Source organism: Alphaproteobacteria bacterium (assembly GCA_018662925.1).
Classification (GTDB): Bacteria; Pseudomonadota; Alphaproteobacteria; order 16-39-46; family JABJFC01; genus JABJFC01.
The window spans coordinates 1-21,310 of sequence record JABJFC010000085.1; the positions used below are offsets into that span (position 1 = coordinate 1).

The following is a 21,310-nucleotide window of genomic DNA, read 5'->3' on the forward strand; positions in this document are numbered from 1 at the left end:
CAAACTCAGATAGCGCTTCCAATCTATTCTCAACATCAAAAAATCCTGGCTGTGACATTTATAAACCCTCCAAAAATAACCAACTATCTCTTTATATCAGATGTTTACGTCATGTCTAGAGGTTAATAGAGGCGCCCAATTCTTCATAAAATGGTTTTATTGCTTCAGTTCGGCACCGTTCAGTGCTAGCAATAGCAGACAATGAAATCATAGAGAGACTTCATGATAGAATCCTATTTAAGGCCACGATACCAGAAGGCTTTCGTTGACCCGGTTGCGAAGAAAGTCAGCAATTTCCTGTCTCCCAATTTTGTTACATTCGTTGCCTGTCTCTGCGGAATTGCCGTTTTCCCCGCCGTCTATTTTCAGCAATATGGGGCGGCTTGCTTCATTCTACTTCTCTCAGGATACTTTGACACCCTAGATGGCACCATCGCACGCCTTAAGGGGGATACTTCACCCACAGGATCCGTATTTGATATCACAGCAGATCGCATCGTAGAGCTGGTCGTTATCTTTTCCCTTCTGTATGTGGACCCCATTTCCAGAGCCATCCCAGCGTTCTGGATGTTGGGAAGTATTCTATTGTGTGTCACAGCCTTTCTGGTGGTGGGTATCTTTTCTGAGAACACAAGTAATAAGGGCTTTTTCTATAGCCAGGGCATCATGGAACGCGTCGAGGCTTTTGCTTTTTTTATCCTCATGCTGCTCTACCCAGAATGGTTTTCCACTCTGGCCTGGATTTTTTCAAGCCTGGTCATTTTGACGGCTTTTATTCACGTCTTTTGTTTTTGGAAAGCTTCTAAAACAGCCGATTAAGCATTTTTACAATCCACTTGGTACGTTCTGAAAACAACATGGGTTTGAAATAAGATCCCGCCACTATTTTAGAGATTTCTCCTCGTGTCGGATAAGGCGCAATCAAGCTAGCCATATGGCCTATTTTCATTTTTCTAGACACCATAAGACACCAAGGGAGAATAAGTTCACCTGCATGGCGGCTTACAATCGTGGCACCAAGAACTCGGCCTCGCTTTGTGGTAAGCACTTTTATACGCCCATCAATTTCTCGTTCCGCCTGAGCACGATCATTTTCTTCAAAGCTTTGCTCTAAAATCCTGACATCGGCATGTTTTGCTTTTGCTTGCTGCTCACTTAAACCCACATGAGCCAATTCAGGATCTGTGTAGGTCACCCAAGGAATGGCATCATAGTTCACAGTTGCCGGCAATCGGAACAGGGCATTTCTCAGCACCACACCTGCATGATAATTTGCAAAGTGTGTAAATTGATAGGGTCCGACAACATCACCGATAGCAAAGACACGCTTGTTACTGGTCCTTAGTCTTTTATCCACCCCAATTCCCTGGGGTGTATACTCTATGCCTGCTTTTTCAAGATCAAGCCCATTCACATTGGGCGTCCGACCCGCCGCTACCAATAGATGGCTGCCCTTAATTTGCTTGCGTTCTCCCCCATCATCTATTTGAATGATATAGCCTGCATTACCTTTTGCCACATTAAGAATACGAATTTCTTCTCTTATATCAGCCCCTTCTTCCAAAAGCCGTACTCTAATAACTTGAGTCAACTTTGGATCATCTTTATCCAGTATTGGTAGGGCCGAAAGGATACACACTTTGCTTCCAAAACGTAAAAATGCCTGAGAAAGCTCACACCCTATGGGGCCTCCTCCAATAACCAACAGGTCTTTAGGCAATTCTTTCAAATCAAAAATTGTCTCGTTGGTATGGTAGGATACTTTATCCAAGCCAGGAATAGGCGGGACCATGGGAGAAGAGCCTGTTGCAATGACAAATCGCCGCGCTCTAATGATTTGCTTGCCTACTTTAACTTCCCTCTCATTTTCGAATTGAGCACCACCCTCGATGACTTTCACCCCCAAGCCTTCAAATCTTTCGACTGAATCCTTCGGGGCTATGGATTGGATAACAGAATGAACATGTTCCCAAACTTTTTTATAGTCTACGGTTACCTTCTCTACGTTGATCCCAAGTTCTTTCCCTTTTTTAATTTCGCTCATGATATGGGCCGCCGACAGCAAAGCCTTAGAAGGAACACAGCCGTAGTTGAGACAATCTCCTCCCATTTTCCCTTTTTCGATCAATACGACCGAAGCTCCCATTTGGGCAGCCCCTGCTGCAACGGAAAGTCCTCCGGATCCGGCCCCAATTACACAAAGGTCTGCCTCAATAATATTGCTCATCCTCTCCTGCCTTTCAGATAATTGTACGCAATGGGTAAAAGAGACAGCAAAGCCAATCCTCCCAAAGCAAATAAGACCTTGGGCTCATATAATATCTGTACTGTGCTAGAAGGCTCCATTTCCAGGGCACCCCCGATACCATCGCCAACTAAGGCATAGACAGCCGTCCCAGGAATGATTCCTAAGAATGTAGCAACAACGTAGATAGAAAAGCGAATATTTAGCATCGCTGCAGCAATATTTACGACCCAAAAAGGAAAGATAGGAATAAGGCGCACAGTCATTAAATAGGACCAGGCGTTTTTCTGAAACCCGCGTTCCATATTTTTGATGAGCCCGCCTGCTTTTCGCTTTAGAATATCTCCAAAAGCACTTCTTGCCGCCAAAAATAATACGATCGCACCCGCCGTAGCACTTAAGACCACATAGAAAGTTCCCCAATAGACTCCGAACAGAAATCCTCCCGTGATTGTCAGAATTGAGGCACCAGGCAAGGAAAAGGAGACGGCTAAGATATAGGTGAGCATAAAAACTAAAACGGCCAAAAAATAATGGACCTCTGTCCATTGTACGAGGAACGCTCTGTGGGCTTGAAGAGCAGATAGACTCAGATACTCTTCGCCCCCCAATGCAAAGAAACTCAGCAATCCCATCAAAAGAATTGAAATAGGCAGATATTTCTTAAAGAAACTGGCTTTAATTCTTGACATAGACCCCCTGCATTTTTCGTGCTTATGGCTCATTTTAACACAAAAGGGAGATCTTGAGTACTGACTACAATCGACTCTTTATCTTCACGATTCTCTCATAAGAGTGATCAATCTCTTCCTCAGAGATATCTCCTCTTGAGACAGATTCCTTCACCATTTCAATGATTCGGTGGGGCAAACTCACGTCAGCTTCAACGCTACCCTTTAAAGCCGCCAAAGGATTATTGGAAAAAATCAGAATATCATTACCAGCCTTTATGGCACGGATGGTGGCCTCTTGAGTGCCAAAATTATCGTATATAGCCCCCATATGAAGGTCATCCGTTATCACCACACCATCATACTTAAGTTGCTTTCTCAGAATATCTTGAATCACGTGTGGTGAAAGGGTGGCGGGAAGGGCTTTGTCCCAGTGGGCATTTACAAGATGGGCTGTCATGATCATATCAACCATGTTTTTCTGGATTAAGCTTTTGAAAGGTTCCAGTTCTCTTTCTTGCCAAGTTTGGGTCACATCAATAAGCCCCTCATGGGTATCGCCCTTTGCTGTTCCATGACCGGGGAAATGTTTTAAGGATGTCAGCACTCCTGCTCCATGGTGAGCTTCTATAAAGGCTTTGGCATATTTTTCAACAGTCTTTACATCACTTCCAAAACTTCTCTCAATTTCTCCAATGATAGGACACATGGGGCCACTTAGGGGGTCCAAATCCACAACGGGAGAAAAGTTTAGGTTAAAGCCAAAATTTGCCACATACTGGGCAAAAGAGCTGTAGTATTTTTTGGCTTCATCAAAAGATTTGCAGTCAGATTCCACCGCTTTAGGAGATTTAAACGAAACAAATGCCCCGGCTCCCTGATCATCCCTATCCATAAATCCACTACGGGGATATAGACGCTGCACTTTTCCACCTTCTTGATCAACGGAAACAAATAGAGGCAAAACGGTTTCAAGCTTTCGAAAACCGTTTGCCAACTCCTTAAGCTGAGCAGGTGATTCTATATTCCTCCCAAAGAGAATCACACCACCAATAAGGCCTTGTTCGGCCTGTTGATAAACTTCTTGAACCCAGGGATCACTCAAGGACGTTCCACAGAACCCTACCAGAATTTTTTGGCCGATTTTTCGTGTAAGAGTATCTTCTGAAATTATTTTACTCACTTATTCATCACCCCCATCAAAGACTTTTTTGAAAATACCGGGGGCAAGAACAGAAAGAGGATTCACGGAAACACTAGGATCTCCTTTTTCCCCACCTATAGCATAATTAAAGCCCAAAAAGCCCTCCCCTTCTCCACCGGTCAAAATGGGGCCTATAAGGGGGATCTTCTTTACCAAGGCACTAAACATATAGGCAGGCGCAACACTTCCAGAGAGCTTCAACTGATCAGTTTTTCGATCGATTGTACCAGCGAGTGTTATGCCAATGGACGATCCCTTGGCATAGCCTTCACTTATCTTAAAAACATCTTCCTGTGCCTCAAAAGTAATCTCAGACATTGAGAATGGAACGCCACTGCCCGTAAGGATATTCAGCAATCCGCTGAGGGATACCATGGATAATACTTTTGCCAAAATTGGCTCATCAACGACTTTAAAGTCTTCCAGTTGTATAGTCCCTGTCAAAGGAGTCTTGTAGTCAACTGAGTGTCTTTCACCTTTTACCTCTAAGGTTCCCCCAACCACGGAATCTGTAAAATTCAAAGCACTCAAAAAAGCACCTCCATCGTCTGCATTGATGGTAAGCGTTTGTCCGTCCTCTTTCTTCGTCGGCAAAAACTTAATCTCAAATTTTGCAGGTTTGGATGTTTCTGCATCGGGAAGCAGGCCAAACAAGTCAACTTGTGTCCAATAACCCTTGGATCGCACAGCCAACCCTTTGACTGAACCTAATGCCCCCTCCCCTCCAAACTGAAGCTTTTGAACGTCAAGTGTCACCCTCATGGAGGCAAACATATCGGATTCGCCCTCCCCTTCCATAAAAGGACCCAGATTAAGCAAGTCCCCCTTACAGGAAATAGTATACTGGCCATCTGATTCTTTCTTGAGCGCACCGTTTAATTCGCCAGCACCCGCTTTCAAAAAGATAAAGCTTGCTGAATCAAGCTTTGACGCCTCATCAAAAAAAGCTTTTCCTTGAATCGTTGCGCCTCCTCCTGAAAGCACAAAGCGTGGTAACGCTGAGAATCCCCCCTGTTTCAGAGTCACTTCAATTTCAGCTTCTCCTGGGATCCCAATAGACTTTTCCCAAACCAATGGCTCAATATTCACGCGGCTTCGCATAAGATCGAGTTTCGCATTTATACTCGCAGCGTCGGGGCTTGTCTTGATATAAGAAACTTCAGCCCCCATCATCCCTTCAATATAGGGACTTAAATTCACACCAAATTCTGCAAAATCCCTATGTGATATTCGGCCCGAAAGTTTAAGTTGTGTTGTGAATGGCGAATCCGACGAAAAAACCTCTTCCCACGATAAAGAAACCGCCGCATTATTTATATTTCCATCTCCAGTCAATAGCAGGCGTTCAGTGGTGACATCTAAATCCAGACTTTGGCTTGTAAATTTATGGTCCTTATTCTGGATGGAAATTTGGTAACTTGCCTCTAAAAGTTTTGCTTGCGCATGAAGCTTAATATCGCCCAAGGACAACTTTTGGAGAAGTGGGAATCTTAAATTAAGAGATGCATTTGCGTCGCCTTCAAAAGCGTCTGTTTTGAGGCCCAGTTTGTCTACATAATTTAAGGGATCGTGATTAATAAACTTAAGCACCTTCTTTAAGGGCCCCTCTATATCCAGCGTGATATCTGCATCTTGATCTTCTTCTGAAAGATCTGTCAAAAGGATTTCTCCCCCTGTAACATGTAATCCACTTACATCTCCCGATGTAGCATGAATCTTGAATTGCTCATGGGTGAAATCGCAAACCCCATCGACATTTTCCACTGGAGGCATGCCCTTAATATAGCTGACCGTAGTTCCTTTGAATTGTATCCCACCGGATAGAGTCAAATCCTCCACAGCGCCCTGGAGGTGCACATGTGCAGAGGGAATAATCCCTTTAGAGAGGTTCTCTGTCACCCACTCCCTAGCATTTCGACCCAACTGCTTGGGCCATAATGACTCAAGATCATTCACTGGCACGTCCTTAAGCGATACATCTGCATTCAAAGAAAACATTGGCTCTTGATGAAGAGAAGAATATTTCCAGTCAAGGCTTCCCTCCAAAAGAATCTGCACGCCAGAAAGAGAAATAGAAAAGCTATCTATGGTAATTTTTTCTGGGGATATGAGACCACTTCCGCCAAACAGATCTAATGTCTGAGGTCTGGCAAAATGATTTGGGCTATCTATTTTCCCGTCATTTCCCTTTATGTCGAAGCCTATATTGGAAGACCTTGAATCCGATTTGTACAAGGAAACCTGAAAATTCTTTACCTGAAGCTCTCCTAACTCATCATCATATAAATCAAGAGTCCCTTGACGCAGATTTAAAACCGTAAAAATATTCAACGTTTTTATGACAAGTGGATAAATATCTTCAAACGAATACTGGGAATCAATCTCTACGGCACCCTTTTGGTATTTTAAGCGAATAGAAGGACGGAGAATCTCAACTTCTTCCGCATCTATCTGTCCCACAAAAATTTTGAAAAAGTTTAGAGAAACAGTCATGTTTGGAATATGTAAGACGGTTTCAGTTTCTTCTTTTACATGGACCTCTTCAAGATGAATATTTACGGGATGTTCATAGTCAGCATAAGTCAACGTTATGCCACTAACAGAAAGATTATAAGGATTAATTTTTGACTGAAGCGACTGTTCTATAGCAGGCGCAAAATAACTTAAATCAAGAGGTCCCCATGCCAAACGACCAACCAAAAGAACCGCAAAAGCGGTACATACGAGAAGAATAGCAGCCAGAAAACGTAGGATAAAAAAAGAAAGTTTTAAGTACTTTTGCTTCACCTAACGAACCAACCTACTACGCTATCCGAACATTCGGGATAAATGCCCTATAGCCTCTATATATATTTTAATTCCTTGTACATTCAAGCTTTTTCGACCCGCAAAACAAGAATGTTTTATATTTCCTCTGTCGCCTTTTCTAGCCACTTAGCTGTTTCTTTATTCACCAGAGGGCTAAGGGTTTCTTTGACTTTTTTGTGATAGCTGTTTAGCCACTTTTTTTCATTGTTATTGAGCATTGCCTTTTCAATCAGATTTACATCAATGGGCGCCATGGTAAGTGTCTCGAACTGTAACAATTCCTGTCCATCTGTCTGGCGCTCTTGACAAGGAGTCACAACGGTAAGGCTTTCAAGGCGGATCCCATACTCTCCTTCCTTATAGTACCCTGGCTCATTGGAAAGAATCATTCCTGGACACAATGGCGCTCCAAATCGTCTGGGAGAAATGCATTGAGGCCCCTCGTGGACATTCAAGTAACTTCCAACCCCATGTCCCGTTCCATGGCCATAGTCTAAACCCACTTCCCATAAAGGCGCGCGCGCCAAGGCATCTAACTGTCCCCCGGTTGTTCCTTTTGGAAACCGCGCGCTTGCAATGGCGATATGACCTTTTAAAACTCGGGTAAAACGTTCCCTTTGCTCCTCAGAAGATTTTCCAACAGCTACCGTACGCGTAACATCTGTCGTCCCATCCAAATATTGAGCCCCTGAATCCAGTAAATAAAGACCATTTGGCTCAATGGTCCGGTCGCTTTTTTTGCTAGGAGCATAGTGGATAATGGCACCACTGGGACCCATGGCCGAAATAGTGTTAAAACTTAGCCCTTTGAATAAATCCTGTTTTTCACGATATTCTAAAAGCCTTTCCGCTGCTGACAATTCAGTCAAATCACCAACGAGAGAGGCACGTGAGAACCAGGCCAAGAACTCGGTCAAAGCAACCCCATCCCGTATGTGGGCCTGACGCATACCCTCGGCTTCAACATTGTTTTTGCAAGCCTTGGGCAAAAGGCACGGATCTTGTTTTCTTAAAATGCTAGCACCTGCAGATTTCAAAGTCTCAATAACACCAACCGTACAAACCTCTGGATCTAGCCGCACCATCAACTTTTCTGCCCCCATGGCTTTGAGCGCGGGGTCAAAAGCGTGCGGATCATGAAAGCGAACATGCTCTAGGTTGTCTTGGATCTCCTTGCTCAAACGACCTTTTGAAAGAAATACATCCACAGAGGCATCTCCATTTAGGACGGCAAATCCCAGGGCAAGGGGCGTATATTGCAAATCACTGCCACGAATATTTAAAAGCCAATTCATGGAAGGAACATCTGAAATTATGGCCGCATCTGCCCCTAGCTTCTTACAAATGGTCAGACGCTTTTCCATGGAGGAGAGCCCAGCATATTTTAAGGGGTGCAGCACAACCTTGGAATCCGGCAATGGTGGACGCTTGTGCCATACATCATCCAGAGGGTTATTTTGACATGGAACAAGTTCTGCTGAGGCTTGTTTGCAAACATCACGAAAGTCTTTTAGCTCAGACTCCAAATGAAGAGTTGGATCATATCCTACTTTCATGCCCGCTTTGAGATTCGCAGAAAGATACTGCCTCGGCGATCCCTCAACGAAAAACTGGTAGATACTCAACCTTTTTGGATCTACCTGTTCCTTCGCCTGGATTGTATAACGCCCATCCACAAACAGAGCGCCTTTATCAGAGAAAACAATTGCGGTCCCTGCAGAGCCGGTGAATCCCGTTAAAAAGGCAAGACGCTCAGAAAATTCAGGCAAATATTCATTCTGATACTCATCCCCATGGGGCACTATAAACCCGTCGAGCTCTTGTTTTTTCAACTCTTCCCGAAAGAGGTTGAGATTGTTGGCCTTTGTCATTCTATTTCAGCATCCTATAGAGAGGCCATTCGTGAGGATGGAAGCCCTAATTTTTCACAGGCCGTTTTAATACGTTGGCATGCGGTCTCCAAAAGTTTGGTATCCAGAGCGTAAGAAACCCTTAAGTAAGGAGATAATCCAAAAGCAACACCCGGGACGACGGCTACATCGGCACTGTCCAAAAGATAGTCAGCAAAGTCGGTATCTGAATTCAAAATTTTACCCTCTGGAGTCTTGGCCCCCATGATGCCTTCACATGAAGGATAAACATAAAAAGCACCTTTGGAAACTTGGCAAATCAGGCCCGGGGTTTCGTTAAAAATCTTAACGACTAAATCGCGCCGGTCTTTGAAAATCCTATTCCTTTCCTCCATAAAATCCTGTGGACCATCTAAAGCTTCGATTGCCGCCATCTGACTAATAGAACACGGATTCGAGGTGCTCTGGGATTGCAGTTTCTTCATGGCCTTTATAAGATCTGGATGGCCGGCACCATACCCAATGCGCCAACCTGTCATGGCATATCCCTTTGAGACCCCATTCACGACTAGTATACGATCCTTGAGTTTTGGATTAAGAGTCGCCAAGGAATGGAAAACCATATCATCGTACAAAATATGCTCGTAAATATCGTCGGAAAGAACATGAACATGAGGATAGGCCATAAGTACTTTTGCCAAAGCAAGAAGCTCTTCTTTCGAATAAACACCGCCCGTGGGATTAGAGGGTGAATTTAAGATAAGCCACTTCGTCTTGGGGGTGATGGCCTTTTCCAAAACCTTAGGCGTTAATTTAAAATCATCTTCCCGAGCACAAGGGGCTATTTTTGGTGTGCCGCCTGCGACAATCACCATATCTGGATATGACACCCAATAAGGGGCCGGAATAATAACTTCATCATCCGGATTAATAGTTGCCAGAAGCGCATTAAAAAGAACTTGCTTGGCCCCACAGGAAACAAGAATTTGGTCCGGCGTATATTCCAGGCTATTCTCTCGCGCTAATTTTGCACAAATAGCTTTTTTGAGTTCAGGGGTCCCATCTACCTGAGTATATCGGGTTTTCCCGTCCTTAATGGCCTGAATAGCCTTTTCTCTGATTGGGGCAGGCGTATCGAAATCTGGCTCCCCAGCCCCCAATCCTATAACGTTTCGACCTTCCGCTCTTAACTTTGCTGCCTTAGCAGCAATCTCCAGAGTAGGAGATGGTTTGATCATATGAACACGATCTGCAATAAAACCCATTCTTGTCCTCCACTATTGTAGCCCCGTACAATCTATAGATTTTTGAGGCCATTAACAAGAACCCAAATGGAAAATCAGCTGGAGTTTCTGAGGTGAAATATAATTCTAGACAGCGTAGCACCTCCAAATTTCATTCTGCTAAAATCAATTCCGGGAAAATTTTTCATTATCAGAAGGTAAAAACATGCTTTTTAAAGAATTCTCTGAATAATTCGACTGAACTACAAAAATACTGTAGAATCAAAGGCAGGATAGAAAATTAGCAGGAGGCGAAAATGGTTAAGTGTAGATGTTTAGTATATTCCTTAATTTTGGGGATGTTTGGGTTTGTATATAGTGAATATGCAGAGGCAAGAAAGGCGCATAACATTCGTCAGTATAAGAAGTGTGTAAAAACTGATATGGAGAAGGTCCCTGCATGTGCTGGTGTTGCTCACAGTCTCGTATATAATGCACCTCATTTTGCGACACCTTATGCAGAAGTTTACATAGAGGATGATAGTAAGCCGCCAGTATCCCTCAGTAAGGCATTAGAAGACACAAAGGAGGGTGAATACGCTTGGGGTACAGAATTTGAGAAACAACTAACCAGGAAGCAAACAGATTGCTACTATCATGCTGCTGTTGCTGGTAAAGATCATATATTCAAATCGTGTTGTAAACATTATGGAACGTGGCACGATAAACCACCAGGTGGTTTAAAATTTATGCCTTCTCCTATGCCGCGTGCTACGGACGTTGGATACTGTGACTTTAAGGACTAACTAAAATCGCTTTGCGCTTCCGTCTTCGCAATGCTACGACGTGACGGGGCGCTATGGCGTGATTGTTATGACCTCTTTTCACAGGCCTCTTGTCTCCTATTTTCGTTTTTAGTAAAAATCGAAAATAGGAGCCTTTCTTATTTTCGCCAACACCCATAAAAATCAAATGGTGATTCTGGTCTAAGATGTAATTCTCACAACGGAAACACTCCAAATTCCATTCTGCTAAAATTAATTCAGGGAAAATTTTTCATTATCAGAAGGTAAAACATGCTTTTTAAAGAATTCTCTGAATAATTCGACTGAACTACAAAAATACTGTAGAATCAAAGACAGGATAGAAAATTAGCAGGAGGCGAAAATGCTTAAAGGTAAATGTTTAATATATTCCTTAGTTTTGGGGATGTTCGGGTTAGTTTATTGTGAATATGTAGAGGCCAAGGAAGATGGCAAAAAAGACGTGGCCAAAAAAGTAATTGGCAAAGGCGTGCATGAGGCAAGTGTAGAAAGCAGCAAAGGGCTGTATAAGAAATGTGTATCAAAAAACTTGCATAAGGCTCCACATTGTAAAGGCATAGAACATAAGGTTGTGAGCGCACCTGATTTTACGGAACCTTACAACGAGTTCTATTTAGATGAAGATAGTAAAACTTCCGTTAAACGCAAGCAAGCAAAACGTTACCTTAGAATGCACAAAGGTGACACGATTTGGATGACAGGACTAGATAAGCAGCTCACAGAACGAGCAGGTGATGATGGAATGCGCTGCTACTACTTTGCTAATAGGGAAGCTGATACTGGTGTTACGGGTGGTGTCTTAAAAAGTTGTTGTGAACCACATTCTGGAACATGGCACGCTGGAGCACCTGGTGGTTTAAAATTTCATGGTCACCATTTTAAAGGGCAATCAGGAGAGGTTGGATTCTGCGAGTTTAATAAAGGCTAACTAAAATCGCTTTGCGCTTCCGTCTTCGCCCCGCTACGGCGTGACGGGACAAGTTCATACTTCGCGATGCTACGACGTGAGGGGGCGCTACGATGTGATTTTGAATCTTATCTGGCATCAGTTTTATGGATCCGGCGCTTATCCGTCTTCGCTCCGCTACGACGTGATGAATCAATATTTCTCATACAGTTACCCTCCAAATCCCTAATGGCCGGGAAGACGTTGTAGCGTAAGCGAAGAGGCATCCGCCTTTCTTGCTGTTGTTTGTCCGTATATACCTCGTTCTATCTTTTCAAAACAGCCTCTTTATGCTATCCAGCATAGCAATTACGAACTGAAAAACCTGAGCATATAGAACATTAGAGGAATCACTTCATGAATTTACCAAAACATTTCTTTGCATCTTTTGCTTTTATCGCTGCCCTTATCCTGGTCGTTCTCACTTCCTATTGGGTCTTTCATGACTCTACAAATGAAGAACCCCTTGTGATTCATAAAGAAGGTTCTGGAGCCGCCGCTATTGGAGGAGCCTTTACCTTAATCGACCAAAATGGACATCAACAGACCGACGATATCCTAAAAAATAAGCTAAGCCTCATCTATTTTGGATATAGTTACTGCCCCGATATTTGTCCTACGGGCCTCCACGCCATGACCGTTGCCTTAGACATGCTGGAAAAGGAACTGGGGCCTGAAACGGCAAACAAAATACAACCCATTTTCATCACGGTCGACCCTAACAGAGATACTTCATCCCAACTTAAAATCTATATGCAAAACTTTCATCCCAGATTTATGTCACTCACGGGAAGTACAAAGCAGGTCCAAACAGCCATTTCTGCCTATAAAGTCTATGCCTCAAAATTTGAAGAAGAAGGGATGGACGACTACCTATTGGATCATTCTTCCATTGTTTACATTATGGACCCAGAGGGAAACTATGTTTCGCACTTCACCCATGCGACACCCCCCGAGGAAATGGTAAAAATCATAAAAGAGCAATTATAATTGTAGCTTCTTTAGCCCCTCTACCACTTTTATAAGTCTAACTTCTTTAGTTCCTCTACCACTTTTATAAGTCTAACTTCTTTAGTTCCTCTACCACTTCCGCATTGGCCGGCAAGAACTTATAGCTTTCAATTTCCGTTGGAAATACCCACTCTAAACGCTGGCCATCATGTCCCGTGGGACCCCCTTGCCATTTTGAGCATACGTAAATAGTCACCAGCACATGAAAATCCTGGTAGTCATGAGAAATAAACGTGAAAGGCCTTAAATCATTGGACTCAACAAAAATCCCAATTTCCTCCTGGAACTCACGAATCATTGCGTCTTCTGGGGTTTCCTTTGGTTCCAGTTTGCCGCCGGGAAACTCCCAAAAGCCCTCCATAAACTTGCCCTCCGGCCGTTGTGCAATAAGAACCTGACCGATTTCATTGATTAGGACGCCTGCTGTCGCAAGTCGTAGGTGCTTTTTTGGTTCCAGAGAAGCGTCGCGCACAGGTTTACTCATAACTTTGATCCTCACTTGTGATGAATATTAGAGTAATTCTCGTACTAAGTGAAGCTTATGCTGCTATACTGCAAAAACTGACCTTTTTAACGAAGCAGAAAGTCAATACTAATCAATAACTTAGATATAAAAAAGTATACTTAATATTATTATTATTTTACAATAGAGCAGTGTGACTAATAATTTTAATAACACTTATTTATTTGCTTGGGGAGAACTCAGGTTTTATTTATGAGGGGAGGCCTTCATTGTTGAACTCGATCATTAAAAGCGTCATGTCTCTTTTGACTTTGGTTTCGGTAGAATCCTCTGATTTTGTCAAAGGAATCTTTGAACCATCTTCTGGTGTGCCAACAAAAGAGGTTTCAAGTACTTTAAACCCACCCCGGGACTTCAACAAAAAATCAGTCAAAATCCTTTCCTTAGATGGGGGCGGTGTTAAGGGAATTATTTCCGCTCGAATCTTGCAGGAATTTGAAAAATGCACGGGGAAGCCCATTGCTAAAATATTTGATGTTATGGGTGGCACCTCAACGGGTGCTCTTCAAACGCTTTTTCTGTCAACCCCAGGTGAAAACGGAAATAGCAAATACACAGCCAAAGAACTAACAGCCATTTATCGCAAACACATGAAAGATGTTTTCCAAAATACATTTTGGCAAAGATTAAAATCAGGCTGGGGATATTTTTCTCCAAAACATAGCTCCAAAGGCATTGGGAAAATGGCTAACGAATATTTAAAAAAAGCAGAACTCAAAGAAGCAATATCACCCATTATCCTCTTATCAATTGATTTGAATAATGCAAGACCACATTTTTTTCAATCTGAAAGGGCTAAGGAAGACCCGTCTCAAAACTATCTCTCAAAAGATCTGGCCACAGCTGTAACTGCAGCTCCCATCTTTTTTTCTCCCCAAATTTTAAAGAATTCTCTAGGAGAAGAAAAAATAATTATGGATGCTGGTATAGTTGTTAATAATCCTACTATACAAGTCATTTCTGAAGCACACAAGCTTTACCCGAAGATGGATAATCTTTTAATCGTATCAATAGGAACTGGGAAAAATAAATTCAACTTCCATCCCAGGAAAATGTTGAACGCAGGAGCTATCACCTGGATGGAAGACTTTAAGTTATTTAAGTTTATGATAGTGGCAGAAGTTCAAGACCCAGATGTGGTACTAAATGATATATATGACGAAAATCGAAAGAATAAAAACTACTATAGACTTGAGCCAGAACTAACTGAAAACACATCTGAAATCGACAATGCCTCAGACAAAAACATGGGTGAACTTTATGAGATTACAGAAAAGTACATTCATGATAACGCCGCAGAAATCGCAGAGATCTGTGAAAAATTAAAAAAGGATTGAAAAGAACTGCACACCTCACGTCCACTTCGGACACATTAAACAAATATGACAATTTGCTACCTTCATTGCCAGTTCTAGCCACACCCAGCAAAATTTACCAAATTTCAGCTTGCGACAAAAGCACAGGTGGCTTAGAGTGTGGTCGAATTTATGAATATAAATTGCAGAGGAATTGATGTCTGAAAGCAAAAATCAAGGTCCAGCTCTACCCACTGAAATCAAAGCCCTTTCCTTTGAAAAGGCCCTACATGAACTAGAATCTATCGTTCGTGGCCTGGAAGAAGGCCAAAGTTCTCTGGAAGAGTCTATCAATTCATATGAACGGGGTTCTATGTTGAAACAGCACTGTGATCTAAAACTAAAAGAAGCCAGACTTAAAATTGATAAGATTACCACCGTTAATCCTCAAGGTGATCCTAAACTAGAGCCCTTTACGGCCGATTAGGAGTATGTAATGGAAACGCTAAAAGACAACTTAAAGAAAATCAATGCGGAAGTGCATACAGTACTGCGAGAACTTTTGCCTCCTGCAGAGGGAATCGAGGCCAGCCTTATCGATGCTATGGAATATGCAACCCTAGACGGTGGAAAAAGGCTACGACCTTTTTTGGTATTAAAGACTTCGGAAATGTTTAATGTATCCAAGGACTCTGCTCTACGTACGGCTGCAGCCGTTGAAATGATTCATTGCTTTTCTTTGATCCATGACGACCTGCCAGCAATGGATAACGCCGACATTCGGAGGGGAAAACCTTCCTGTCATGTTCAATTTGGTGAATCAACAGCCATTCTGGCCGGAGACTCTCTACAGTCACTGGCTTTTGAAGTCTTAGCAGATGAAAAAACCCATTCTGATCCCCGCGTCCGTGTAGAATTGGTACGTGCCCTCGCAAAAGCTAGCGGCTATCAAGGCATGTCTGGTGGACAAATGATAGATCTGGCAACTGAAAACCAAAAACTAGATATGGGATCAATTATACGTCTTTTGCGCTTAAAAACAGGAGAGCTCTTCGCCTTTAGCTGTGAATCAGGCGCTATTCTCGCAAACACATCTGCAGAATCTAGACATGCTCTACACGCCTATGCCCATGACTTTGGACTCGCTTTCCAAATTGTTGATGATCTCTTGGATGAAACTGGCACTGAACAAGAGCTCGGAAAACCAACTGGAAGCAGCAGTGTTCTAGGAAAAGCAACCCTTGTAAATCTTCTTGGAATTGATAAAGCCAAGGAACAAGCTCGCATATTGGTAAATCAGGCCATAACCCATCTTGACTATTTTGATTCAGAAGCTGATCCTTTAAGGGAAATTGCTCAGTTCATCTTAGATCGTCGATCATAAAGGTTCTTACATGGAAGTTATATTAATCCCTCTCCTCGCTCTCTTTAACACGCTCGTCAATCTTTATGTCTGGGCCATCATTATCTATGCCGTTCTGACCGTCTTAATCTCCTTAGACGTCGTAAACAAAAATAATCGGTTTGTCTTTTTGGTAGGGGGCTTTCTCTTCCGTATTACAGATCCCACACTTCGAATCGTCAGAAGGTTTCTACCCAACCTGGGGGGCGTTGACCTATCACCCATAGTGGTAATTATTGGCCTCTATTTTGTACAAGCTGTTCTTAACGGTCTGGTGCACCGCCTTCTTTCATAAAAAAGCCTTCTTATACTATCTTTCCCCTTCCCATTTACAACAGATTGAGGGAAACGCATGGATAACATAATTGCCGGTCAGGCTATTGCCGAACACCTTAAAAATCAACTTGCAACAGAGGTCTCCGAGTTTTATGAGCACCATAAAATTCGGCCTGGGCTTGCAATCATCCGTATTGGTGAAAATCCAGCGAGCGAGATCTATGTACAGCATAAACTCAAGTGCGCAAAACAAGTTGGCATCAAGGCCCAGGAATTTCACTTCGAGAAAACGACTCCCCAGGAAATTCATTCCCTTATTTCAAAACTGAATAGAGACTCAACGATCCATGGAATTATTGTACAACTCCCCCTACCGGACTCTCTCCCTCAATTAGACATTCTAAATGCCATCTCTCCAAAAAAAGATGTAGATGGATTGCATTCACTCAACCAAGGATTACTGGCTCAAGGTAACACAGACGGTCTAATCCCGTGCACTCCCATGGGGTGTTATCTGCTTTTAAAAGCCTGTCATGAAGACCTGACTGGGAAAAATGTAGTCATCGTTGGGCGCTCTACCCTCGTTGGGCGCCCCCTTGGGGCCCTTCTGTTGACTAAGAACGCTACGGTTACCATCACCCATTCAAAATCAAAAGACCTATCCTCTCTCTGCTCTAAGGCGGATATTCTTATTTCAGCTGTCGGACGCCCAAATTTCATCAAAAAGGATTGGATTAAGCCTGGCGCCACTGTCATTGACGTGGGAATCATCAGGGTGCCAACCTCTGCTACAAAAACAACCCTTACAGGAGATGTAGATTTTGATTCTGTCAAAGGGGTTGCGCAACACATCACCCCTGTTCCAGGAGGCGTAGGGCCAATGACCGTTGTGTGCCTCTTAAAAAACACCCTGAAAGCTGCACAAATAAGCCTTTCAAAAGATGTTCATTACCCCGTCGACCTTCCCTAGTTTCATAGAAAAGGCCTGCAATAGAGGCCTTGATCTCATTTTGCCGCCGAGATGCTTAGGCTGTCACAGTTTGATCCAAAGCCACAGCTCTCTTTGTCTTTCTTGTTGGAATCAGCTGACTTTTATAACGAGCCCACAATGCCTTCTCTGTGGCTTTCCTTTTGAACTTGAAATGCAAAAACAGACCCTTTGTGGCGACTGCATAAAGCAAAAACCTAAATTCAAACAAGCGCGTGCGAGTCTCATCTATACTGACTCTAGCAAAAAACTCATTTTACCCTACAAACACGGAGATGCTCTACACTTTACGCCCCTCTTCACAAATTGGCTTTTTCACACTGGAAAAGACTTTTTTCCTGAAATAGATATCATTGTACCTGTTCCCTTACATTGGACGCGCCTTATAAAACGCCGCTATAACCAAGCGGCTCTCCTAAGCCTCGCCTTAAGCAAGAAAACAAAACTTTCTCATTTACCAACCCTGTTGAAACGTCGCAAAATGACAAAATCGCAAGGACAGCTGTCATCGCTACAAAGACTTAGAAATGTCCAAAATGCTTTTACTGTCCCGTCCAAATACCTGCAGCGTCTGAATCAGCAGCACGTTTTGCTCATTGATGATGTGTATACTTCTGGAGCAACAATTAATGCCTGTACATACACTCTTCTAAAAAATGGAGCAAAAACTGTTTCTGTCCTTACCGTTGCACGTGTTATAAAGAATTAGTTCCATGCCCAGCTGTTACAGCGCTTTTACCTCCTCTTACAAAAAATTATCTTGACCAATGGGGTAGAGAACCTTAAACAATTGAATAGGATAGAACCGGGTAGGTGTTGAGTGATTGTATATAAGTTAAAGTGCTCTTTTGATCATTTTTTTGAGTCCTGGTTTCGCAATAGTGAAGCCTATGAAGCTCAGGTGAAGCATGAGCTTGTCTCTTGTCCATTCTGTGATTCCACGCAAATCTCAAAAGCCCCCATGGCCCCTAGACTTTCTTTCTCAGGATACCTTAATTCTAAAAAAGAATACGTTAAAGATTCCAATGGGCCGCAAAACAAAGACACCTCAGCTAACCAACAGCAAAATCCCCTTGCGAATGAGGAGAATTTTTCAACTTTTCCTACCGGCGCCATAAAAATGGTAACTGAAAGCCCTACGACACCTCCCTTTTCTTCGGAACGTGCTAGGCTACCCACACATATTGGAAACGCCAAAAAGCACGTCCCTAGTGATGTTCCTCCAGCAAATAAGGTACGCAAGACCCTATCGGAACTTAAACGCCTTGTTGAAAAGACGTGTGATAATGTCGGAGATAATTTTCCCGAAGAGGCCCGTAAGATTCATTACGGGGAAACAAAAAAGCGCAATATTCACGGAAAAGCGACTCTAAAGGAGTTGGTAGATTTGAAGCAAGAAGGCATAGAGGTTTCTCCCCTGCCATTGTTTCCACGGGAAGACGCATAACGCCTGCAACCATCATAGAAAAACGACGCGAGCTTGACGCCATGAAAAAAGCCAAGGGCGTAAGCCCTTGGCTAAATAATTCTTGGGGAGGCAAAAACTGAATAACTTGACCAAAGCATTTAAAACTAAACCAGTCATACCATCTGATTTTAGTTATAAGGGTTATAGAGCTGAGATGCACGTGATAATTGGTTAATGCAGGTATCTAATTCTGTTAAGTGCCATGCTCGGTATGCTGTTTGCGAATAATAAAAAGAAAATTACGGCCCTAAAAAAATCTATGCTTTTAGCAATCTTAGGAAACGCGTTTTGCAAATTTAACGGAAATCAACCCTAGGAGCCCTCCAAAAACTAAATAGATAGCTGGGGCAGCTGGCGACCCAGTTAACTCAACAAGAGATCCCGCAATAACTGGCGTTGTCCCTCCAAAAAGGGCGACGCCTACAAAATAGCTAAAAGACATGCCACTGCATCGTTCTTTCACTTTAAAGAGCTTAGGAATAAGGGCACCGCTAGGAGCTACAAAGGCAGCCCCTACAATACTGAGAACCAGCTGAAGTATAAATATATCTTCAAGAGTTATCTTTGTCATGAGGGGCAAAAACAAAACAGGTGAGACAATACACGTAGCAATAGACGCAACGCTCATTAGTCTTTCCTTCCCAATTCTATCAGAAAGGTGCCCCATGATGGGAAGCAAGAAGATCCACAGGATCATCGTAGACATGTTAATCAACAAAACATTGGAAGACTGCATTTGAAGCTTTGTTGTCATAAACAGGTTCATATATATGGAGATACTGTAGAAGGGAATGAAAGCAGCGCCACCAATGCCCATTGTACACAGCATATTAATTTTACTCCCCCGTAAAATATCTATAAACGGAATATGCTTGTTTTCCACTTCCGTGCTGATATCAAGAAAGACGGGGCTTTCATCTAAAGAGTTCCGCAATGAAAAAATAATGCAGCCAAAAATGCCTCCAATAAGAAAAGGAAGCCTCCAGGCCCAATCAGGCATAATAGAAGTGGTGAAAAAGGCCCCTAAACCCGTTACAAGAGTCGCCCCCAAAAAGCCAGAGGTGCTCAGCATACTGCCCGCAAAGCCTTCACGTCCATTTCGGGCGTGTTCATTGATAAAGACCGCTGCTCCACTATAGGCCCCTCCGGCGCAAAGCCCTTGCAAGAGCAAAGCCAAAATAAGCGTAAGCGGTGCTATAACGCCAATCTCATTATAGGTTGGCAATACGCCTATAATTGTGGTGGGTAAGGTCATCAGTAAAATGCTTAAAATCAAAGCCTTACGCCTTCCCATTTTATCACCATAGTGGCCAAAAAAGATTCCTCCAATTGGCCTCATGACGAAACTGGCCGCAAAAACACCCATGGCGGCCAAAGAAGACGTTATATGGTTCTCTGCGGGGAAAAAGAGAGGGGATATAAGAGCTGCGAAATAACCGTATAGAACAACATCATAAGTTTCCAAGGCGTTGCCAAACATTGCAATTGCTATCGGCCTATGTCGCTTGAAAGCATACTCCATTTTCTACCACCCTACCCCGTTGAAGAAGGCTTCAGAACAGACTCTAGATAGTCTCCAAATGCTTCCACACGCTTGATGTTTTTCATTTGCTTTGGATAGGAATAATAAACCTTTGTAGACGGTCCTACCCAATCAGGAAGAATTTGGACTAAAGAAGATTTCTTGACGGGAGGATATTGGTCCGATATAGCTATAATACCCACCCCTTGCTCTGCCATTTGTAACAAGCCAGGTCCTAGATTAATACGAAGAAAAGACTTTCTCGTATTCTCAGCTGTTTTACCTGCATGTAAAATCCAATTCACATTTCCATAGGGATGCAGATGGTCATCATTGTACGTTAAAAGCCTATGATCAGCCAAGTCCTCAACTTTTTTAGGACAACCGTGCTTCTCTACATAATCGGGGCTCACATATAGTTTGGGACTAAAAGTAACAAGATACCTTTGAACTAATTCGTTCTGATGGGGAATAAGAGGTCGTATAGCGGCATCTGCATTTCGAACGTTCAAGTCCAATTCATCGTCGTTTCCAATAACGGCCAGGCGAATATCCGGATACTGATCCAAAAAGCCCTGAGTATAAAAGGGGATCCACATAGAAGCTAAAGCGATGGTTGTCGCTATACGGAGGGGGCCTTCGGCTTTTGAAATATCCTCAGCGAAAAGAGACTCTACGCTTTCTGCTTCAAAAGCCATTTTCTGTGCAATGCTATAAAGGACTTTCCCTTGTCTGGTTAATTCTAAACCGTGAGGGATCCGGTGGAATAGTTTTGTTTTCAATTGGTGCTCAAGCTGCATGATAGATCGACTCAGCGCAGATTGGCTAATGTGCAATTGGTTCGCAGCGGCAGTAAAACTCCCTGCTCTTCCGACTTGATAAAAGGTTTTTAACTTTTCCCAATTCATAAAGTTTTTCTCACTCTACACCCCTAATGACAACTAGCTTTTCTACAAGCTACAGCAGTTGTTCTATATATCCAAGTACAAAAATTAACTATTTTGTAGACACATTAGGTATTCTTATATAGTTTCTTATTGATTTGGGTAACGTG

18 protein-coding genes and 1 pseudogene are annotated in these 21,310 nt (G+C 42.9%); 11 read left to right on the forward strand and 8 right to left on the reverse strand.

The features are described 5' to 3' along the window. Positions 1 to 222 precede the first annotated feature (222 nt). The gene (locus HOL16_07305) at positions 223 to 819 is read left to right on the forward strand and encodes a CDP-alcohol phosphatidyltransferase family protein (GenBank protein ID MBT5390487.1); all 597 of its coding nucleotides are present in this window, start codon (positions 223 to 225) and stop codon (positions 817 to 819) included. Here the strand turns inward: HOL16_07305 and HOL16_07310 are convergent. The 5 genes and pseudogenes from HOL16_07310 to HOL16_07330 all read right to left on the reverse strand — a co-directional run bounded on the left by HOL16_07310 (position 803) and on the right by HOL16_07330 (position 10,043). Further along, positions 803 to 2,937: pseudogene (locus HOL16_07310) on the reverse strand (FAD-dependent oxidoreductase). The gene HOL16_07305 and the pseudogene HOL16_07310 sit on opposite strands and share 17 nt — an antisense overlap. A gap of 64 nt (positions 2,938 to 3,001) precedes the next feature. Beyond that, positions 3,002 to 4,099, reverse strand: coding sequence for a glycoside hydrolase family 3 protein (locus tag HOL16_07315; protein MBT5390488.1), 1,098 nt, complete (start codon positions 4,097 to 4,099; stop codon positions 3,002 to 3,004). Then, positions 4,100 to 6,907: a hypothetical protein gene (locus HOL16_07320; GenBank protein MBT5390489.1), complete on the reverse strand. Its 2,808-nt coding sequence runs from the start codon at positions 6,905 to 6,907 to the stop codon at positions 4,100 to 4,102. 116 nt (positions 6,908 to 7,023) lie between these two features. After that, the gene (locus tag HOL16_07325; protein MBT5390490.1) at positions 7,024 to 8,799 is read right to left on the reverse strand and encodes an aminopeptidase P family protein; all 1,776 of its coding nucleotides are present in this window, start codon (positions 8,797 to 8,799) and stop codon (positions 7,024 to 7,026) included. Positions 8,800 to 8,813: 14 nt separating this feature from the next. Beyond that, positions 8,814 to 10,043: a pyridoxal phosphate-dependent aminotransferase gene (locus HOL16_07330; protein MBT5390491.1), complete on the reverse strand. Its 1,230-nt coding sequence runs from the start codon at positions 10,041 to 10,043 to the stop codon at positions 8,814 to 8,816. Positions 10,044 to 10,318: 275 nt separating this feature from the next. On the opposite strand from HOL16_07330, the gene HOL16_07335 reads away from it, so the two are divergent. From HOL16_07335 to HOL16_07345, 3 genes are all read left to right on the forward strand, one after another. Further along, entirely contained in the window at positions 10,319 to 10,807 is a 489-nt protein-coding gene (locus HOL16_07335; protein ID MBT5390492.1) for a hypothetical protein, read from the forward strand. Between the two features lie 361 nt (positions 10,808 to 11,168). Continuing rightward, the gene (locus tag HOL16_07340) at positions 11,169 to 11,753 is read left to right on the forward strand and encodes a hypothetical protein (protein ID MBT5390493.1); all 585 of its coding nucleotides are present in this window, start codon (positions 11,169 to 11,171) and stop codon (positions 11,751 to 11,753) included. Between the two features lie 375 nt (positions 11,754 to 12,128). Continuing rightward, the gene (locus HOL16_07345) at positions 12,129 to 12,761 is read left to right on the forward strand and encodes an SCO family protein (protein ID MBT5390494.1); all 633 of its coding nucleotides are present in this window, start codon (positions 12,129 to 12,131) and stop codon (positions 12,759 to 12,761) included. 64 nt (positions 12,762 to 12,825) lie between these two features. Here HOL16_07345 and mutT read toward each other — a convergent pair whose 3' ends face one another. After that, positions 12,826 to 13,266, reverse strand: a complete 441-nt coding sequence (gene mutT, locus HOL16_07350) for an 8-oxo-dGTP diphosphatase MutT (protein MBT5390495.1) — start codon at positions 13,264 to 13,266, stop codon at positions 12,826 to 12,828. 248 nt (positions 13,267 to 13,514) lie between these two features. Between mutT and HOL16_07355 the strand changes: the two genes are divergently transcribed. The 7 genes from HOL16_07355 to HOL16_07385 all read left to right on the forward strand — a co-directional run bounded on the left by HOL16_07355 (position 13,515) and on the right by HOL16_07385 (position 18,713). Continuing rightward, entirely contained in the window at positions 13,515 to 14,642 is a 1,128-nt protein-coding gene (locus tag HOL16_07355; protein ID MBT5390496.1) for a hypothetical protein, read from the forward strand. Between the two features lie 175 nt (positions 14,643 to 14,817). Then, positions 14,818 to 15,087 carry an exodeoxyribonuclease VII small subunit gene (locus tag HOL16_07360; GenBank protein ID MBT5390497.1) on the forward strand — a complete coding sequence of 90 codons (270 nt, stop codon included), beginning with the start codon at positions 14,818 to 14,820 and terminating at the stop codon, positions 15,085 to 15,087. 9 nt (positions 15,088 to 15,096) lie between these two features. Beyond that, a complete protein-coding gene (locus HOL16_07365; protein ID MBT5390498.1) occupies positions 15,097 to 15,984 on the forward strand; it encodes a polyprenyl synthetase family protein in 888 nt (295 codons plus the stop codon). A gap of 10 nt (positions 15,985 to 15,994) precedes the next feature. Beyond that, complete coding sequence (locus HOL16_07370; GenBank protein MBT5390499.1) at positions 15,995 to 16,297, forward strand: YggT family protein; 303 nt, start codon at positions 15,995 to 15,997, stop codon at positions 16,295 to 16,297. Positions 16,298 to 16,354: 57 nt separating this feature from the next. Then, entirely contained in the window at positions 16,355 to 17,248 is an 894-nt protein-coding gene (gene folD, locus HOL16_07375) for a bifunctional methylenetetrahydrofolate dehydrogenase/methenyltetrahydrofolate cyclohydrolase FolD (GenBank protein ID MBT5390500.1), read from the forward strand. 172 nt (positions 17,249 to 17,420) lie between these two features. Beyond that, entirely contained in the window at positions 17,421 to 17,975 is a 555-nt protein-coding gene (locus HOL16_07380) for a ComF family protein (protein ID MBT5390501.1), read from the forward strand. A 111-nt stretch (positions 17,976 to 18,086) separates the two neighbouring features. Continuing rightward, a complete protein-coding gene (locus HOL16_07385; protein ID MBT5390502.1) occupies positions 18,087 to 18,713 on the forward strand; it encodes a DUF1178 family protein in 627 nt (208 codons plus the stop codon). A gap of 295 nt (positions 18,714 to 19,008) precedes the next feature. Here HOL16_07385 and HOL16_07390 read toward each other — a convergent pair whose 3' ends face one another. Both HOL16_07390 and HOL16_07395 read right to left on the reverse strand, forming a co-directional pair. Further along, positions 19,009 to 20,256 (reverse strand): MFS transporter, encoded by a 1,248-nt coding sequence (locus HOL16_07390; protein ID MBT5390503.1) that lies wholly within the window; start codon positions 20,254 to 20,256, stop codon positions 19,009 to 19,011. 11 nt (positions 20,257 to 20,267) lie between these two features. Continuing rightward, on the reverse strand, positions 20,268 to 21,164 hold the full coding sequence (locus tag HOL16_07395; GenBank protein MBT5390504.1) for a LysR family transcriptional regulator: 897 nt from the start codon (positions 21,162 to 21,164) through the stop codon (positions 20,268 to 20,270). Positions 21,165 to 21,310 lie beyond the last annotated feature (146 nt).

Excerpts from the sequence above, each read along its gene's own strand:
- HOL16_07305 (MBT5390487.1), top strand. The coding sequence starts at position 223 with ATGATAGAATCCTATTTAAGGCCACGATACCAGAAGGCTTTCGTTGAC.
- HOL16_07325 (MBT5390490.1), bottom strand. The coding sequence starts at position 8,799 with ATGACAAAGGCCAACAATCTCAACCTCTTTCGGGAAGAGTTGAAAAAA.
- HOL16_07330 (MBT5390491.1), bottom strand. The coding sequence starts at position 10,043 with ATGGGTTTTATTGCAGATCGTGTTCATATGATCAAACCATCTCCTACT.
- HOL16_07335 (MBT5390492.1), top strand. The coding sequence starts at position 10,319 with ATGGTTAAGTGTAGATGTTTAGTATATTCCTTAATTTTGGGGATGTTT.
- HOL16_07340 (MBT5390493.1), top strand. The coding sequence starts at position 11,169 with ATGCTTAAAGGTAAATGTTTAATATATTCCTTAGTTTTGGGGATGTTC.
- HOL16_07345 (MBT5390494.1), top strand. The coding sequence starts at position 12,129 with ATGAATTTACCAAAACATTTCTTTGCATCTTTTGCTTTTATCGCTGCC.
- mutT (MBT5390495.1), bottom strand. The coding sequence starts at position 13,266 with ATGAGTAAACCTGTGCGCGACGCTTCTCTGGAACCAAAAAAGCACCTA.
- HOL16_07360 (MBT5390497.1), top strand. The coding sequence starts at position 14,818 with ATGTCTGAAAGCAAAAATCAAGGTCCAGCTCTACCCACTGAAATCAAA.
- HOL16_07365 (MBT5390498.1), top strand. The coding sequence starts at position 15,097 with ATGGAAACGCTAAAAGACAACTTAAAGAAAATCAATGCGGAAGTGCAT.
- HOL16_07370 (MBT5390499.1), top strand. The coding sequence starts at position 15,995 with ATGGAAGTTATATTAATCCCTCTCCTCGCTCTCTTTAACACGCTCGTC.
- folD (MBT5390500.1), top strand. The coding sequence starts at position 16,355 with ATGGATAACATAATTGCCGGTCAGGCTATTGCCGAACACCTTAAAAAT.
- HOL16_07380 (MBT5390501.1), top strand. The coding sequence starts at position 17,421 with ATGCAAAAACAGACCCTTTGTGGCGACTGCATAAAGCAAAAACCTAAA.
- HOL16_07390 (MBT5390503.1), bottom strand. The coding sequence starts at position 20,256 with ATGGAGTATGCTTTCAAGCGACATAGGCCGATAGCAATTGCAATGTTT.
- HOL16_07395 (MBT5390504.1), bottom strand. The coding sequence starts at position 21,164 with ATGAATTGGGAAAAGTTAAAAACCTTTTATCAAGTCGGAAGAGCAGGG.